This is a genomic window from Thioalkalivibrio halophilus, from assembly GCF_001995255.1.
GTDB lineage: Bacteria > Pseudomonadota > Gammaproteobacteria > Ectothiorhodospirales > Ectothiorhodospiraceae > Thioalkalivibrio > Thioalkalivibrio halophilus.
In genome coordinates this window covers 17,848-33,725 of the sequence record NZ_MUZR01000041.1, presented here as the reverse complement: position 1 = coordinate 33,725, position 15,878 = coordinate 17,848, and the positions used below count along the sequence as shown (strand labels likewise).

The window sequence follows — 15,878 nt, the reverse complement described above, 5'->3', positions numbered from 1 at the left end:
CGCGCGGCGCCTGGACACCGTCGAAACCGCACTGGACATCCACGCGCAGCGGGTGATGGCCGACGCCCGCAGCTCGATCTACGATCTCGCCGTGGAAGCCGGCGGCGAACGCCTGCTGGCGGCCCGCGCCACGGTCATCCTGGAATCCGGAGAAACCCCATGACGCGACGCGCACTCGTCACCGGCGGCAGCGGCGCCATCGGCGCGGCCATCGCCCGGGATCTCGCCGCCGCCGGCTGCGAGGTCTTCGTCCATGCCAACCGCAATACCGACGCCGCCACCGAGGTGGCCGAACAGATCCGCGCCGATGGCGGCCAGGCCGAAGTACTGGGCTTCGACATCACCGATGCCGAGGCCACCCGCGAGGCACTGGAGACCGAGATCGCCCGCGGACCGTTCCAGATCCTGGTGCACAACGCCGGGGTGCACGACGATGCCCCGCTGGCCGGCATGACCCCGGAACAGTGGCGCCGACCGCTGGAGGTCTCGCTGCACGGCTTCTACAACGTGATCCAGCCGGCGCTGCTACCGATGATCACCACCCGCTGGGGCCGGGTCATCGCGGTGACCTCGGTGGCCGGTGTCACCGGGAACCGCGGCCAGGCCAACTATGCCGCCGCCAAGGCCGGGCTCCACGGGGCGATCAAGTCGCTGGCCCAGGAGGTCGCCAGCCGCGGCATCACCGCCAACGCGGTCGCGCCCGGCATCATCGAGACCCCGATGAGCGAATCCGCCTTCGACCACGAATCCATCCGCCGCATGGTGCCCATGCAGCGCGCCGGCGAGCCCGCCGAGGTCGCCGGGCTGGTGGGCTATCTCGCCTCCGAGGCCGCCGGCTACGTCTCCGGGCAGGTCATCGGCATCAACGGTGCTCTGGCCTGATGCCCCGGACCGCGCAACCATGACCGAGCCCGTCGTGTTCGCCGTGATCCCGGCCCACAACGAGGCCGCGACCATCGAGGCGGTGGCCGCCGCCGCGCGGGCGCAGGTCGACCGGGTACTGGTGGTGGACGACGGCTCCGCCGACGACACCGCCACCCTGGCGGCCACCCATGCCGAGGTCCTGCGCCTGGAACCCAACCGCGGCAAGGCCGGTGCCCTGTGGGCCGGGATGCAGCAGGCGGTGGCCGAGGGCGCCGACGCGGTCGTCACCCTGGACGGCGACGGCCAGCACGACGCCAAGGAGATCCCGGCGCTGATCGCCGCGTGGCGGGAACAACCCCGCCACCTGATCCTCGGTGCCCGGCTGAAGGAGCGCGAAAGCACCCCGCCGCTGCGCCTGTTCGGCAACCGGGTCGCGGATTTCTGGATCGGCTGGGCCTCGGCGCAGCCGCTGCGCGATTCGCAGTCGGGCTTTCGCCTGTACCCCGCCGATCTGCTGCGGCAGATGCGCATCCCCCACGGGCGCGGCCGCTCGTTCGTGTTCGAGAGCGAGGCACTGATCGCGGCCGAACGGCACGGCTTTCCGGCACGTCTGGTGCCGGTGCGCTGCATCTATCCCGAGGATCGCCGTCCCAGCCATTTCCGGCCGGCGGCCGACACCCTGCGCATCATCTTCATGGTCGCCGGTCATCTGCTGCGTCGCGGAATGCGCCCGCTCGGGCTGTGGCGCTCGCTGCGCCGGCCGGAGGTGGCGCCGACCGTGGAAAACAGCTGACCGGAACTCTACACTCGGGTGTCGTTGCGTCGCACACCGGAGAACTGGAGGGAACACCGCACCATGCACTACAAGACCCTGCTCATCGTCGTCGTCACCAGCCTGTTCCTGGTGGCCGGCTGCCGGGGCACCGCCCCGGTGTATAACGTCAGCGACACCACCATCACCAATGCGCAGGGCGAACGTCCCGGTGCCGAGGTGATGTCGCAGGCAATCCGCGATGCCGGCGCACGGCTCGGCTGGCGCATGGAGGAGGTCGAACCGGGCGTGATGGAAGGGGCAATCCGCGTGCGCGATCACACGGCCGTGGTGGAGATCCCGTATTCCGCCGGGCAATACCGCATCGACTACAAGGACAGCACGAACCTCAACCACACCAACGGCGAGATCCACCCGAACTACAACCGCTGGATCGAGAACCTGGACAACCAGATCCGGGCCGAGCTCTCGCGCCGGTAGCCCGGGATCCGCACGGGTCGGTTCCGGGGCGGGACCGGGAGCGGCTCAATCGGGGCGCGGGCGCTCCGGATCGGACCGGCGCTCGCGCTGCCCGGCCTCTTCCGGATCGGAGGCATCGGACAGGCGTCCGGACTCCTGCGGGCCCCGGTCGCCCGACTCCGAAGATTCGCCGCCGCCCTGACCGGGATCGAAATCGCGCTGGTGGGTGTTCGCCAGCATCTTGCCCGCCCGATCCTCCAGGCGTTCGCGGGTGGGCTTGTCGGCCAGCTCCTCGGCGCTCTGCGCCAGATGGTGATAGAGATCGCGGTAGGTGCCCGCCATGCTGGCGAACAGCGTGGCCGTACGGTCGAAATGATCGTTCACCTGCGAGCGGTAGCGCGTAAGCTCCTGCATGCGCTGATCCAGCTCTTCTTCCAGCTGACGGATCAGCTTGCGTTCGTCGCTGGTCACCCGACCGACCCAGAAGCCGACCAGCGCCGCCACCACGATCGCCAGGATGCCGAGGGCCACCCACAGCCCGACTGCCGTCTGTTCTTCCACCGCTGTCACCTTTTTTCGCTCCGGCGCGCCGCCGGCGTTGCTTCCGGAGCCCCGGGCCTTTCCCCGAGGCGTCCCGGGGCCATTGTGCCCCACGCTCCGTGCGAACGCACATGCTACCCTCGCACAAACCCCCGGAAAGCAAGGATTCCCACGATGCAGGATTCGCCGCGCGCGCAGCAGATCCGGCAGGCCCATGCCACGCTGATCCATCTGGTGGTGCAGGCCTGCCAGAACCCGCAGAGCCGACAGGAGCTGGAGCCCGTCCTGGAACAGGCGATCCAGGGCGGCTGGACGGACCTGGTCGCCCGCATCCGTCAGGTGCTGGACGGCCAGCGCGACCCGTCTCTTTTGAACGGTCTGGACGAGGAAGACAACACCATTCTTTCGTCCATTCTCACCGGCCTGCAGGACCCGGCCACGCTGCCGGACCCGAACCAGACCGCCGATGCCGCGCAGGCCGCGCCGGGCCTTGCCCAGATGATCCACGGAGCATCCCGCGGCGATCCGCAGTCGTTGCACTGGCTGTCGCAGATGGCCGAACAGATGACCCGCGCGGGCGGCGACATGGCCCGCCTGGGCGGCATCGCCAAGCGCCTGGTGGATGGCGAACGCGATCCGGAGGTGCTGTGTCAGGGCATGGGTCCGCAGGGCGAGAACCTGGTGCAGTCCATCCTGAGCGAACTGGGCAAGCTGGAACGTCACTGACGGAAACCGCGAGCGACCCATGCCCCGGCCCGCTGTCCCGTACCTCCGCGCCCCCCGGACCGTTCTCCTGGTCCTGCTGGTGGTGGCATTCGCCGGCTGCGCACCGGTACAGGTGCAGCCGCCTCCCGATCCGGACCCCGCGACACAGGTGCTGATCATCGACCATGGACGACACAGCAGTCTGCTGCTGCCGGACGCGGACGGCCGGCACTGGCTGCGTTATTCCTACGGGGACTGGCGGTTCTATGCCGAACGCCGTACCGGGCCCTTCAGCGCGCTGGCCGCGCTGGCCTGGCCGACCCGGGCCGCGCTGGGACGCCAGGTCCTGACCGGCGAGGCCCCGCAGGCAGCCCTCCGACGCGACCTGCGAGTTCCGGTACGCGAGGTGCACACCCTCACGGTGGATGCCGACGAGACCGCCGCCCTGCGCGAGGATCTGGAAGCCCTGTGGCGACGCGGCCAGGACGACCGCCGCGAAATGGCGGTTTGGGACATGGCCTTCGTCGAGCACCCCACCCGGTACAGCCTGCGCCACAATTCCAACCGCATGATCGCGTTGTGGCTGGCCGAACTGGAGGTTCGGGTATCACGGTCGCCCATCCTGTCACGCTGGCAGGTGTGTCCGGTGGCCCCGGGGAACGCAACGGAAGACGACGACGCACCGGAAGACGACGACGCACCGGACTGCTGACCGGACGCCCTGACCGCACCGGTTACAGCGCGCGCACCCAGCCGAGAACGGCCTCCTGCAGGCTGCGCCCCGGCCCGATATGGGCGCGCGGGTCGTTCACCAGCAGAACGACGCGCACGTCATCCCCGCTCTGCGTACGCACGTAGCCGGCCACCGCGGAGACCTCGCGCAGGTGTCCGGTCTTCAGATGCATGTGCCCGCGTTCGGCCCCGTTGTTGAAGCGGTTGCGCAGGGTGCCGTCGACCCCGGCCAGGGCCAGCGAGGACTGGAACTCGGGCCGCAGTGGATGTTCCCACCCGGCCTTGAGGATCTGCCCCAGCTGGTACGGCGACATGCGTGCGTCACGCGACAGCCCCGAACCATTGTCCACCCGCATGCCACCGGGGTTCACGTCCAGCTCGCGCAGGGCCTGCAGCAGTGCCTGACGCGAACGCTCCTTGGTCACCGGGGCGCCGTGGCGCTCCGCGCCCAGACTCAGCATCAGATGCCGGGTCATCACGTTGGAGCTCCACTTGTTGGAGACCCGGATCAGGTCCGCCAGCGGCCGCGAGCGGTGCGTCACCAGGGGCTCCTCCTGCAGGGGCGTCATGCGCCCCGGGCGGATCTCGCCGTCCAGCTCCCCGCCCCATTGCGACCAGTGCAGACGGAACAGCCCGGCGTGATTGCGTTCGGGCTCGGTTACCGAACGCAGCAATTCGTATTCACCACAATGCACGGGATACTCGCCCCTGAGCGTCAGGCGTCCGTTGCTGCGGTCGGCATCGATCTCGATCCCGCGCTGAAAGTCACCGCAACGACCACGCCCGGGCCGCAGCCGGTTGTCGATCTCCACGTCCGGAAGTGGGGGATCCAGGCTCACCCGGACGGCCTCGCCATTGCGCCCGGGCCGCACACGAATGCGGTGGGCGTTGGAGTTCACGTGCAGGGCGTACACGCCCTGGTTATACGCCCGCAGCGGCTTCCCGTTGAACACGGAAGGATCCTGCGGCCCCACGTCGAAATGCGAGGCGTCCAGGATCACGTCGCCGGCGATGCGTTCCACGCCCGCCTGACGCAGCTGCCCGAGCATGCGCCAGTGCTCCTCATTGACCATGCCGGGGTCGCCGGTGCCGCGCACCACCAGGTCGCCGTCCAGAACCCCCTCGCGCAGCTCGCCGACGGCCCACAGCTCGGTCTTCCAGGTGTAGTCCGGCCCCAGCTGGTCCAGCGCCGCCAGCGAGGTCGCCAGCTTGAGTGTGGAAGCCGGGTTGAACAGCCGGTCGGCATTAAGCTGCGCGAGCACGGCATTGTCCCCGGCGCGCTGGATCCAGAGCCCCACGGACCCGGGTGGCAGGCCCTGCGCATCGATCGCGGATTTCAGCGGGGTGGGCAGATACTCGTACTCGGAGGCGAACGCGCCCCCGGGAATGGCCGGAAGCAGCGCGAGCAGCAGGATTGCCAGCAGGGCAGGGGTACGGCGGTTCATGGACGCGGCGACCATCCAGCAGGGGGACCAGGGCCCAGTATTGGCTGTCACGACCCCGCGGACAAGCCCCGCGTGAAACCCGCGCCCTCGGCAAGGTTCTGCATCACGCCGGCGAGGTATTCGGCGGTCACCAGCTTGACCCCCATGCGATTGCCCAGCTTGCGCATCCCCTGATCGGCGGTCGCCAGTTCGGCATCCAGTTCCATCGCCAGAAGCACCGCGTCCACGTCCTCGCGCGAATCCACCAGGCCCTTGCGCATCGCCTCGCGAAAACGCTCGCGCAGCTGGGTGATCAGCTCGGGGCGCAGGGACTCGGCCGCGCCGGCCTCGCGGGTGTGCTCCTCGGCGATGCGCAGGCCCCGGTCGATCCGGGTGCGCACCTCGTCGATGAATTCGTAGAGGATGTCGCTGGGCAGGGTCAGCGCGAAACGCCGCGGCGAACGGACCCACACCACGGTCTCGAAATCGGCGGCCAGCGGCTCGAGGTCGCGCATGGTGCGGAATTCCTCGTAGACCGACAGCGGCATGTAGAACTCCGCGCTGCAGTCGCGCGCGAGCCAGAGAAACTGCTGCAGGACCGCCTCGGGGGTCTCGCCGAACTGCGCCGAGACGTGCGGGTTGGTGAAGACGCTGGTGTCCAGCACGAAGCGGCGCATGGGGACCTTCCGGTGGCTGTGGGACGGGCTCCCATCATCGATACCCCCCGCGAGGGGGTCAACCGGGGTGTTACGCCGGGCCGTTACGGGCCGTTACGCGGCGTAACGACGGGTGTTACGTGGCGTAACACCCGTAACCCCCTTCTGCTTCACAAGCCACTGTTTTTACAAGCCCGGAATCACTGGCCCGCGACTTGCGTCGGGCGCGGGACGCCGATTCCCGCAGCCGACACGATGTCCGACGCCCTCGACAGCACCCGCGAGTTCCTCAGCGCCCACGCGCCCTTCGACCAGCTCGAGGCCGAGGCGCTGGAATTCCTGTTGCCGCGTCTGCAGACGCGCTTCTACGAACAGGGGGCGCGCATCACCGACCCGGAAGCGGGCCCGGCGCAGCGCTTCCACATCATCCGTCAGGGACGCATCCGCGGGGAGAGCCCGAGCGAGGACGAACAGCTCTCCGGGAACGCCTGGGAGCTGATCCCCGGCGAGTGTTTCCCGATCGGGGCCCTGCTCGGCCGCCGCGCGGTGCATACCGTGCATCGCGCGGCGGAGGACACCCTGTGCCTGGAACTGAGCCTTGAGGATTTCGACCGCCTGCGGGCCCGCTCGCGGGTATTCAACGACTTTTGCACGCGGCGTCTGGCCAACCTGCTGGACCGCCTGCATCAGGGCCTCGACAGCCTCGCCAGTCATGACGCGGCCGGCGGCGGCCAGCTGAACACCCCGCTGGCACTGCGCCTGGCGCGCGAACCGGTCACCTGCCGCCCGGACACCCCGCTGCGCGAGGCCCTGACCACCATGCGCGACCAGCGGGTGGGATCGATCGTCGCGGTGGACGACCAGGCCGCACCGGTGGGCATCTTCACCCTGCATGACCTGCTCAACCGAGTGGCCCTGGAAGGCGTCGGACTGGACACGCCGGTGCGCGCGGTGATGACCCCGGACCCCGTCGCGCTGGAAGAGAATGCCCCGGGCTTCGAGGGCATCGAGGCGATGACCGAACACGGGATGACCCACCTGTGCGTAGTGCGCGACGGGCGCCTGGCCGGGGTGCTGGGCGAACGCGACCTGCTCACCCGCCAGCCGCTGACCCTGGACGGGCTGGTGCGCGAGATCCGCCAGGCGACCGCGGTCGACGAGATCGCCGCGCGCCTGCGCCAGGTCCCGCGGCTGGTGGAGGCGGTGATCACCCAGGGCGCCGAGGCGGACCAGGTCCTGCGCCTGATCACTCGCCTGAACGAACACGCGACCCGCCGGGTGCTGGCCCTGCTGCGCCCGCAGTACGACATCGAGGGCATCGATTTCACCTGGCTGGCGTTCGGCTCGCAGGCCCGCGAGGAGCAGGCGCTGATCACCGACCAGGACAACGGCATCCTGTTCGATGCCGAGCCGGGCGACGAGGACGCCGTCCGCGCACGCCTGCTGCCCTGGGCGCAGGCCGTCAACCGGGCGCTGGCGGAATGCGGTTTCACCCTGTGCCCCGGCAACATCATGGCCGGCAATCCGGAGTGCTGCCTCAGCGGCCCGGAATGGGAGGCCCGCTTCACCCGCTGGATCGAACAGGGCACCCCGGAACACCTGCTCAAGAGCACCATCTTCTTCGACCTGCGCGCGGTGGACGGCGACGCCTCGCCGGTGGAGGCACTGCGCACCTTCCTGCTGCAGAAAACCGCTTACAACTCGCGCTTTCGCCGGCAGATGGCGGCCAACCAGCAGGCCTTCCGACCGCCGCTGGGCCTGTTCGGCGAGATCCGCGCCGGGGCCGAAGGGATCGACGTGAAGAAACAGGGCCTGACCCCGTTCGTGGACGGCGCGCGGGTGATCGCTCTGGCCGCCGAACTGCCGGCCACCGGCAGCCACGAGCGCATGGATCAGGCCGTCAGTGCCGAGGCCATGCGCCCCGGCGATGCCGCCGACTATCACGCGGCCCTGCGCTATCTGCAGATGCTGCGCCTGCGCGCGCAGCAGAAGGCCCTGCGCGAGGGCCGCGAGGACGACAGCCGCATCCGGCCGGAAGAACTGGGCGCCCTGGAGGGACGGGTGCTCAAGGAATCCTTCCGCCAGGCCCGCAAGCTGCAGGGGCAGCTTGCGGTGCAGTACCAGCTGTGAGGCCACCACAGCCAATACCTACGAAAAGAGGAGCAACACCATGTCGCAAGACCTCAGTCGCGAGGCGTACTGGAAGGCGAATCTCCGCCTTCTGGCGATCTGCCTCGGCATCTGGTTCTTCGTGTCGTTCGTGCTCGGCATCCTGCTCGCCGCGCCACTGAACAACATCCACCTGGGCGGGTATCCGCTGGGCTTCTGGTTCGCCCAGCAGGGCTCGATCTACACCTTCATCGTCCTGATCTTCGTTTATGCCTGGCGCATGAACGTGCTGGACCGCAAGTTCAACGTCGACGAGGAGTAATCCGGCCATGGATCAACAGACTCTCAGCCTGATCGTGGTCGGCATCACCTTCGCGATCTACATCGGGATCGCGATCTGGGCCCGCGCCGGCTCGACCAGCGAATTCTACGTGGCGGGCAAGGGCATCCACCCGGTCGCCAACGGCATGGCCACGGCGGCCGACTGGATGTCCGCGGCCAGCTTCATCTCCATGGCCGGCCTGATCGCCTTCCTCGGCTTCACCGGGGGCGCCTACCTGATGGGCTGGACCGGCGGCTACGTGCTGATGGCCCTGCTGCTGGCCCCCTATCTGCGCAAGTTCGGCAAGTTCACGGTGCCGGAATTCATCGGCGACCGGTTCTACTCCAAGCCGGCCCGCGTGGTGGCCGTGATCTCGCTGCTGGCGATGTCCATCACCTACGTGATCGGGCAGATGCGCGGCGTGGGGATCGCCTTCTCCAACATCCTCGAGGTGCAGCTGGAAGTGGGCCTGGTCGCCGGGATGGCAGTGGTGTTCATCTACGCTGTACTTGGCGGGATGAAGGGTATCACCTACACCCAGATCGCGCAGTACGTGATCATGATCTTCGCCTACACGGTGCCGGCGGTGTTCATCGCCATCACCCTGACCGGCAACCCGCTGCCGCAGCTGGGCCTGGGGTCGACCCTGCAGGGCTCCGACACCTACCTGCTGGAGGCCCTGGACAACACCATGGTGGAACTCGGCTTCACCGAATACACGGCCACCGAGGGCGGCATGAGCATGCTCAACATGTTCCTGCTGACCCTGGCGCTGATGATCGGTACCGCGGGCCTGCCGCACGTCATCATCCGCTTCTTCACCGTCCCGCGCGTGCGGGATGCCCGCAAGTCGGCCGGCTGGGCGCTGGTCTTCATCGGCATCCTCTACACCACCGCGCCGGCGGTGGGTGCGATGGCCATCTGGAACCTGGTCAACACCGTGCATCCGGGCGAGATCGGCACCGAGGAAGGCCACCTGGCCTATGAGGACAAGCCAGCCTGGATGGATCGCTGGGAACAGACCGGCCTGCTGGAATTCGAGGACAAGAACGACGACGGCGTGATCCAGTACTACAACGACCAGAACGAAGAATTCGCCGCCATGGCCGAGGAGGAATACGGCTGGGAAGGCAGCGAGATCGTCGAGCTGGACCGCGACATCATGGTGCTGGCCAACCCCGAGATCGCCGGCCTGCCGGGCTGGGTGATCGCCCTGGTGGCGGCCGGGGGGATCGCGGCGGCGCTGTCCACCGCGGCCGGGTTGCTGCTGGCGATCTCCTCGGCCATCTCGCATGACCTTCTGAAAGGGGTCTTCACGCCCAAGATCAGCGAGAAGCGCGAGCTGCTGGCCGGACGCATAGCGATGGCCGTGGCCATCCTGTTCGCCGGCTATCTCGGGCTCAATCCACCGGGCTTCGCGGCCGAGGTGGTGGCACTGGCCTTCGGACTCGCGGCCGCCTCGCTGTTCCCGACCCTGATGATGGGCATCTTCATGAAGAAGATGAACCGCGAAGGCGCGATCACCGGCATGCTGGTGGGTCTGGTGACCACCCTGCTGTACATCTTCATGTACAAGGGCTGGTTCTTCTTCCCCGAGACCGCCATGCTGCCGGACACGCCGGAGGGCTGGATCTTCGGGATCAACCCCTCCAGCTTCGGTCCCATCGGTGCGGCCCTGAACTTCATCACCGCCTTCATCGTGATGAAGATGACCGCTCCGCCGCCGAAGGACATCCAGGACCTGGTGGAAAGCGTGCGCGTGCCGCGCGCCGACTGATCCGTTCCTGGGATCCGCTTCCGGGGCCGGCCACCAGGCCGGGCCCGGGACGATCCCCGAGGTATTTCTCTCGGGGATCGTCCGCAAATCCACGCGGGTGGGCTTGCGGACGATCCTCGCGACACCCCAGCCAGCCATCCACGGAGTACCGGGATGAACGCCGAACTCGACGAGATCCGCGAATTCCTCGATCAGTCGCCGGATCTCGCGGAGCTGTCCGCGGAGACCCGCTCCGCGATGGTGCGCCGCCTGACCCTGCGCTACCTGCGCCACGGCGCGCCGTTCCCGCCCGAAGGGGACAGCGACGGGCTGTGGATCGTGCACACCGGCGCCATCGACCTGCTGGACGCCGGCGACCGGCTGCACGACCGGCTGGGCGAAGGCGACGTGGCCCGGGTCGCCGACGGCGCCTGGGGAAGCGGAGTGGCCGGTGAGCACGGACGCGTGACCGAGGACGCACTGGTCTATCACCTTCCCGGGCCCCGCGCCGAGGACCTCGCGACCCGTCATCCGGAACTGGCTGATTTCCTGCGTACCCCGGGCGCGCCGGTGGCACCGGACGGCGAGAACGCGGTAATGCACGCCACCGAGGGCGGACCGGACGCCCTGCTGACCACGCCGGTCTCCACCCTGATGAGCCCGCAGGTTCTGCAGGGGCAGTCGGACATCTCGCTGCGCGAGGCGGCCCGGCTCATGACCGACGCGGATGTCTCGGCCCTGGTCCTGCACACGGCCAAAGACCCGGACCGACCCGCCGGCCTGCTCACCGATACCGACCTGCGCCATGCCCTGGCGCAGGACCTGCCCGCGGACACCCCGGTGCATCAGTGCATGGCCCGGGATCTGGTCACCGTTACCGGAGAAACCCCGGTCTTCGAGGCCCTGCTGGAGATGGCACGCCGCGACATCCATCACCTGCCGGTGGTGGAACCGGCCGGAGGCCGTCTGGCCGGCATCCTCTCCGGGACCGACCTGATCCGGCACCAGGGCACCAGCGCGGTGCATCTGATCCGTGACCTGCGCCGGGCCGGCTCGCAGGAAGAACTGTGCCAGCACATGCAGGGCCTGGCCCGCCTTCAGGTCCGGCTCACCGAGGCCGGAGTGGACGCCCTGCGCACCGCGCAGGTAATCACGCTGGTGGTCGACACCCTGACCCGATGCCTGATCGAACTGGCCGAAGCCCGTCTGGGGCCCGCTCCGGCCGCATGGGCCTGGCTGGCCAGCGGCAGCCAGGGCCGCCACGAACAGCTGGCCCATACCGACCAGGACACGGCTCTCATCTGGGACGACGGTGCCCCGAACGACGCCGACGACTGGTTCGCCGAACTGGCGCGCGAGGTCACCGACGGGCTGGACGCCTGCGGCATCCGGCGCTGCCCCGGCGGCGTCGACCCCACCCACGCGGCCTGGCGCGGCCCCGCCAGCACCTGGCAGGAAACCTTCCGGCGCGCCTTCACCCGGCCGGACGCGCAGGAGGCCCGCCTGGCCGCGCATTACCTCGACCTGCGGGTAATCCACGGCCGTGGCGATCTCTTCACGCCCCTGCGGGAGCAGGCGCTGGACGACGGCTGCCGCCACGAGGCGGCGCACACGGCCATGGCGGTGCAGGCCCGCGAAGTACGCCCCCCGCTGGGTTTTTTCCGCCGCTTCGTGCTCGAACACGATGGCGAGCACACTCCGGCCCTGGACCTGAAGAAACGCGGCCTGCTACCGGTGGTGGCCCTGGCGCGGGTCTGCGCCCTGCGCGCCGGAGCCGATGCCCGCGGGACCCTGGAACGCCTGCGCGCCGCCGCTCACGCCGGGGTCCTCGACCCGGACAGTACCCGGGAGCTGGAAGAGGCATTCCGCTTCATTGCCGGGGTCCGGGCCCGCCATCAGGCGCGACGGATCGCCGCCGGCGAAGCCCCGGACAACCACGTGGACCCGACGGAACTCTCCGGGCTGGAACGCAGCCGGCTGAAGGCCGCCTTCGTGCGCGTGGATCGAGCCACCCGGGCGGCCCTGGGAGGCGAAGGCGAGGTATGACCCGCGCCGCCGCCCCGCAACGCGAGGCCTGCGCCCCCGGTCGCGCCGCGTTCTGGCTGGCGCCGGGCTACTGGCGCTTCTGCCGTGCGCGAGACCACGCCCGGAGCCAGGCCCCCGCCGGGGCGCTGAGGGACTGCCTGAACACGCCGCCGCCCGCCCCGTCACAGCCGGTAGCCCGCACCCGCTTTCTCGCGGTGGACATCGAGACCACCGGTCTGGACCCGCAACGCGACGCCATCCTGAGCATTGGCTGGGTGGCGCTGGATGGCACCAGCATCGACCTGGCAACCGCCGGACACGTACTGGTACGACCGCAACGCGAGGTACCGGAACAGAGTGCGGTGATCCATGGCATCACCGACCACCGGGCAGCGACCGGCGGCACGCCCGGCGAGGCCCTGGATGCGCTGTTCCGGGCCCTCGACGGCCGCGTGCTGATCGCCCATCACGCAGCCCTGGAGCTGGGCTTTCTGGCCCGCGCCTGCGAACGTCACTACGGCACGCGCCCCCCACTGGCGGTGGTCGACACCCTGCGTCTGGCCGAAACCTCGCGGCGGCGCGCCGGCCGCCCGATCCCGGCCCGGGGGCTGCGGCTGCACGTACTGCGCGGCGAATACAATCTGCCCGCCCGGCGCACCCACGACGCCCTGCTGGACGCACTCGGGGCCGCCGAACTGTTCGCCGCGCTGATCGCCGAACGCGATCCGACGGGCGAGCTGCCGCTGGGACGCGTGCTGTTCCGGCCGCGACGGCTCTGGTAGGCCGGACACGGCCGGCAGGCATGCTATCCTCGCGCCCGTGAGACCCAACCCCGACGAATCCGCTGGAACCACGCAGAACATGGAGGCCCGCATGAGCGACACCATCGAGTCCACCCTGACCGAGACCCGCCATTTCGATCCGCCGGCGGCATTCACCGCGAACGCCCGGCTGAAGCCGGAGGACGTGGAGGCCCTGCACAACAAGGCGCGGGCCGACTACGAGGGGTTCTGGTGCGATCTGGCCCGGCAGAAGATCGACTGGCAGACCGACTTCACCGAGGGCCTGGACAGCTCGAACGCCCCGCATTTCCGCTGGTTCGCCGACGGGCGCATGAACGTCTCCTACAACTGCATCGACCGCCACCTGGAGGCCCGCGGCAACAAGACCGCGATCCGCTTCGAGGCCGAAAACGGCGATACCCGCAACCTCACCTACCGCGAGCTCTACAACGAGGTCGGCAAGCTGGCCAATGCCCTCAAGGGCATGGGCGTGGAGAAGGGCGATCGCGTGGTCATCTACATGCCCATGAACGCGGAGGCCGTGATCGCCATGCAGGCCTGCGCCCGCATCGGCGCGATCCACTCGGTGGTGTTCGGCGGCTTCTCCGCGGATGCGCTGCGCGACCGCGTGGTGGACTCCGGCGCCACCGTCATCATCACCGCCGACGGCGGCGAGCGCGGCGGCAAGGTCGTGGGCCTGAAGGCGGGCGTGGACAAGGCGCTGGCCAGCAACCCCGCCGAGGTCGAGAAGGTCATCGTCTGCCGGCGCGCCGGCAACGACGTGACCATGCACGAAGGCCGCGACGTCTGGTGGGAAGAGGCGGTGGACGGCGAATCGGTCGACTGCGAACCGGAGTGGGTGGAATCCGAACACCCGCTGTTCCTGCTCTACACCTCCGGCTCCACCGGCAAGCCCAAGGGCATCCAGCACTCCAGCGCCGGCTACCTGCTGGGCGCGATCATCACCAACGAATGGGTGTTCGACCTGCAGGGCGACGATATCTTCTGGTGCACTGCCGACGTCGGCTGGATCACCGGCCACACCTACGTCGCCTACGGCCCGCTGGCGGTGGGCGCGACGCAGGTGGTCTACGAGGGCGTGCCCACCGTTCCGGACGCCGGGCGCTGGTGGAAGATGTGCCAGGACCACGGCGTGACCGTGTTCTATACCGCCCCCACCGCCATCCGCGCGCTGATGAAGGCCGGCCCCGAGCTGCCCGCGCATTACGACCTGTCGAAACTGCGCCTGCTGGGCACCGTGGGCGAACCCATCAACCCCGAGGCGTGGATGTGGTACTACCGCGAGGTCGGCGGCGAGCGCTGCCCCATCGTGGACACCTGGTGGCAGACCGAGACCGGCGCCAACATGATCGCCCCGATCCCCGGCGCCACCACCCTGGTCCCGGGCTCCTGCACCCGCGCCCTTCCGGGTATCGACGCCGACGTAGTGGACGAGGACGGCAACAGCCTGGGCGCCGACGAGGGCGGCTACCTGGTCATCAAGAAGCCCTGGCCGTCCATGCTGCGCACCGTGTGGGGCGACGACCAGCGCTACAAGGACACCTACTGGCCCAAGTTCGGCGGCAAGTACTACCTCGCCGGCGACTCCGCGCGTCGCGACGCCGAAGGCAACTTCTGGATCATGGGCCGCATCGACGACGTGCTCAACGTCTCCGGGCACCGCATGGGCACCATGGAAGTCGAATCCGCACTGGTGGCCCACCAGGAAGTCGCCGAAGCCGCAGTGGTCGGCCGTCCACACGATGTGAAGGGCGAGGCCATCGTCGCCTTCGTCATCCTCCAGAGTGACCGCCTGACCGGCGAGGAAGCCGAAAAGATGGTCAAGGAACTGCGCGAATGGGTGGGCGAGCAGATCGGCCCGATCGCCAAGCCCGACGACATCCGCTTCGCCGACGGCCTGCCCAAGACCCGTTCCGGCAAGATCATGCGGCGCCTGCTGCGCTCCATCGCCAAGGGCGAGGAGATCACCTCGGACACCTCCACCCTGGAGAACGAGGCGGTCATCCCACAGCTGCAGGGCAAGGCCTGACGCCGGGCACGGGGGCCGCGATCCGAACCTGGTACGCCTGCCGAGGCACCAGGTTCACGGCCCCGCGCCCGGGCGCTCAAGCAAACAGATCGTCCAGGCCCACGCCGAGCGCATCGGCCAGGGCACGGGCGGTCACGATGGAGGGCACCTTTTTCTTCCGCTCGATTTCATTCAGCATCGCGGGCGAGATACCGGCTGCGGAGGCCAGGGCGCGCTGGGATAGCCCCCGTTCTTCCCGCCAGAGGGTCACAAGGCTTTCCCCGGCCAGGTGACGTTCGACCGCGGCAAGGGGCAGGGTGGGATCATTCCGCCGCTCGGCGATGACGGCCCGATCTTCGGCATCCTCCAGACGCGCCAGCAGGGCCTCATACTCGCCCCGATCAAGAGTGATTTGCTCGGCCGTTTCAGTCATAGGCTTTGCTCCGATGGCGAATGGCGGTGACTTCCATGATGGTCATGGTGCCGTCTTGAAGGATCACGAACAGCACCCGGTAATCCCCGACGCGAAGTCGATATTCCTCTCGGCCTTTCAGCGCCTTCACATTGTTCGCCAGGCTGTCCGGCTCGGCCGCATATTGCCGGATTTTTGCCAGGACAAGGTCGCTGGCCGCTCCGGCCTTCTTCAGTTCCTTGATCGCTTTAGTCGTAAACCTGACGTCCATGTCATCCATCCCTTACTCAC

At 68.8% G+C, this 15,878-nt stretch carries 16 protein-coding genes; 11 read left to right on the top strand and 5 right to left on the bottom strand.

Translation table 11 applies throughout. The annotated features are described in order from the left end of the window. The first annotated feature begins 159 nt into the window (after nt 1-159). The 3 genes from fabG to B1A74_RS10030 all read left to right on the top strand — a co-directional run bounded on the left by fabG (nt 160) and on the right by B1A74_RS10030 (nt 2,116). Entirely contained in the window at nt 160-882 is a 723-nt protein-coding gene (fabG, locus tag B1A74_RS10040) for a 3-oxoacyl-ACP reductase FabG (RefSeq protein ID WP_077244542.1), read from the top strand. A 19-nt stretch (nt 883-901) separates the two neighbouring features. Next, nucleotides 902-1,657, top strand: coding sequence for a glycosyltransferase family 2 protein (locus B1A74_RS10035; protein WP_077244541.1), 756 nt, complete (start codon nt 902-904; stop codon nt 1,655-1,657). Between the two features lie 63 nt (nt 1,658-1,720). Further along, nucleotides 1,721-2,116: a hypothetical protein gene (locus B1A74_RS10030; protein ID WP_018946925.1), complete on the top strand. Its 396-nt coding sequence runs from the start codon at nt 1,721-1,723 to the stop codon at nt 2,114-2,116. A 45-nt stretch (nt 2,117-2,161) separates the two neighbouring features. On the opposite strand, the gene B1A74_RS10025 is transcribed toward B1A74_RS10030, so the two are convergent. Beyond that, nucleotides 2,162-2,656: a Z-ring associated ZapG family protein gene (locus B1A74_RS10025; protein ID WP_018870263.1), complete on the bottom strand. Its 495-nt coding sequence runs from the start codon at nt 2,654-2,656 to the stop codon at nt 2,162-2,164. A gap of 153 nt (nt 2,657-2,809) precedes the next feature. Here B1A74_RS10025 and B1A74_RS10020 point away from each other — a divergent pair, with 153 nt between their 5' ends. Then, a complete protein-coding gene (locus B1A74_RS10020) occupies nt 2,810-3,361 on the top strand; it encodes a hypothetical protein (protein WP_024328771.1) in 552 nt (183 codons plus the stop codon). A gap of 19 nt (nt 3,362-3,380) precedes the next feature. Next, nucleotides 3,381-4,052, top strand: coding sequence for a DUF2459 domain-containing protein (locus tag B1A74_RS10015; RefSeq protein WP_077244540.1), 672 nt, complete (start codon nt 3,381-3,383; stop codon nt 4,050-4,052). 22 nt (nt 4,053-4,074) lie between these two features. Here B1A74_RS10015 and dacB read toward each other — a convergent pair whose 3' ends face one another. Together dacB and B1A74_RS10005 are read right to left on the bottom strand one after the other, a co-directional pair. Then, complete coding sequence (gene dacB / locus B1A74_RS10010; RefSeq protein ID WP_024328769.1) at nt 4,075-5,517, bottom strand: D-alanyl-D-alanine carboxypeptidase/D-alanyl-D-alanine endopeptidase; 1,443 nt, start codon at nt 5,515-5,517, stop codon at nt 4,075-4,077. Between the two features lie 47 nt (nt 5,518-5,564). Further along, nucleotides 5,565-6,173: an RNA ligase partner protein gene (locus tag B1A74_RS10005; protein WP_077244539.1), complete on the bottom strand. Its 609-nt coding sequence runs from the start codon at nt 6,171-6,173 to the stop codon at nt 5,565-5,567. Nucleotides 6,174-6,407: 234 nt separating this feature from the next. Here B1A74_RS10005 and B1A74_RS10000 point away from each other — a divergent pair, with 234 nt between their 5' ends. The 6 genes from B1A74_RS10000 (at nt 6,408) to acs (ending at nt 15,196) form a co-directional block, all read left to right on the top strand. Beyond that, a complete protein-coding gene (locus tag B1A74_RS10000; RefSeq protein WP_077244538.1) occupies nt 6,408-8,282 on the top strand; it encodes a DUF294 nucleotidyltransferase-like domain-containing protein in 1,875 nt (624 codons plus the stop codon). 40 nt (nt 8,283-8,322) lie between these two features. Further along, complete coding sequence (locus tag B1A74_RS09995) at nt 8,323-8,583, top strand: DUF4212 domain-containing protein (protein ID WP_018870270.1); 261 nt, start codon at nt 8,323-8,325, stop codon at nt 8,581-8,583. A gap of 7 nt (nt 8,584-8,590) precedes the next feature. Continuing rightward, nucleotides 8,591-10,360, top strand: a complete 1,770-nt coding sequence (locus B1A74_RS09990) for a sodium:solute symporter family protein (protein ID WP_077244537.1) — start codon at nt 8,591-8,593, stop codon at nt 10,358-10,360. A gap of 153 nt (nt 10,361-10,513) precedes the next feature. Beyond that, on the top strand, nt 10,514-12,385 hold the full coding sequence (locus B1A74_RS09985; protein ID WP_077244536.1) for a putative nucleotidyltransferase substrate binding domain-containing protein: 1,872 nt from the start codon (nt 10,514-10,516) through the stop codon (nt 12,383-12,385). Continuing rightward, on the top strand, nt 12,382-13,146 hold the full coding sequence (locus B1A74_RS09980) for a 3'-5' exonuclease (RefSeq protein WP_018946917.1): 765 nt from the start codon (nt 12,382-12,384) through the stop codon (nt 13,144-13,146). The genes B1A74_RS09985 and B1A74_RS09980 overlap by 4 nt, the downstream gene beginning before the upstream one ends. Before the next feature lie 91 nt (nt 13,147-13,237). Beyond that, entirely contained in the window at nt 13,238-15,196 is a 1,959-nt protein-coding gene (acs, locus tag B1A74_RS09975; protein ID WP_026288970.1) for an acetate--CoA ligase, read from the top strand. A gap of 76 nt (nt 15,197-15,272) precedes the next feature. Here acs and B1A74_RS09970 read toward each other — a convergent pair whose 3' ends face one another. Both B1A74_RS09970 and B1A74_RS09965 read right to left on the bottom strand, forming a co-directional pair. After that, the gene (locus B1A74_RS09970; protein ID WP_077244535.1) at nt 15,273-15,608 is read right to left on the bottom strand and encodes a helix-turn-helix transcriptional regulator; all 336 of its coding nucleotides are present in this window, start codon (nt 15,606-15,608) and stop codon (nt 15,273-15,275) included. After that, a complete protein-coding gene (locus tag B1A74_RS09965; protein ID WP_244269205.1) occupies nt 15,601-15,858 on the bottom strand; it encodes a type II toxin-antitoxin system RelE family toxin in 258 nt (85 codons plus the stop codon). Before B1A74_RS09965 ends, B1A74_RS09970 begins: the two co-directional genes overlap by 8 nt. Nucleotides 15,859-15,878: the final 20 nt, after the last annotated feature.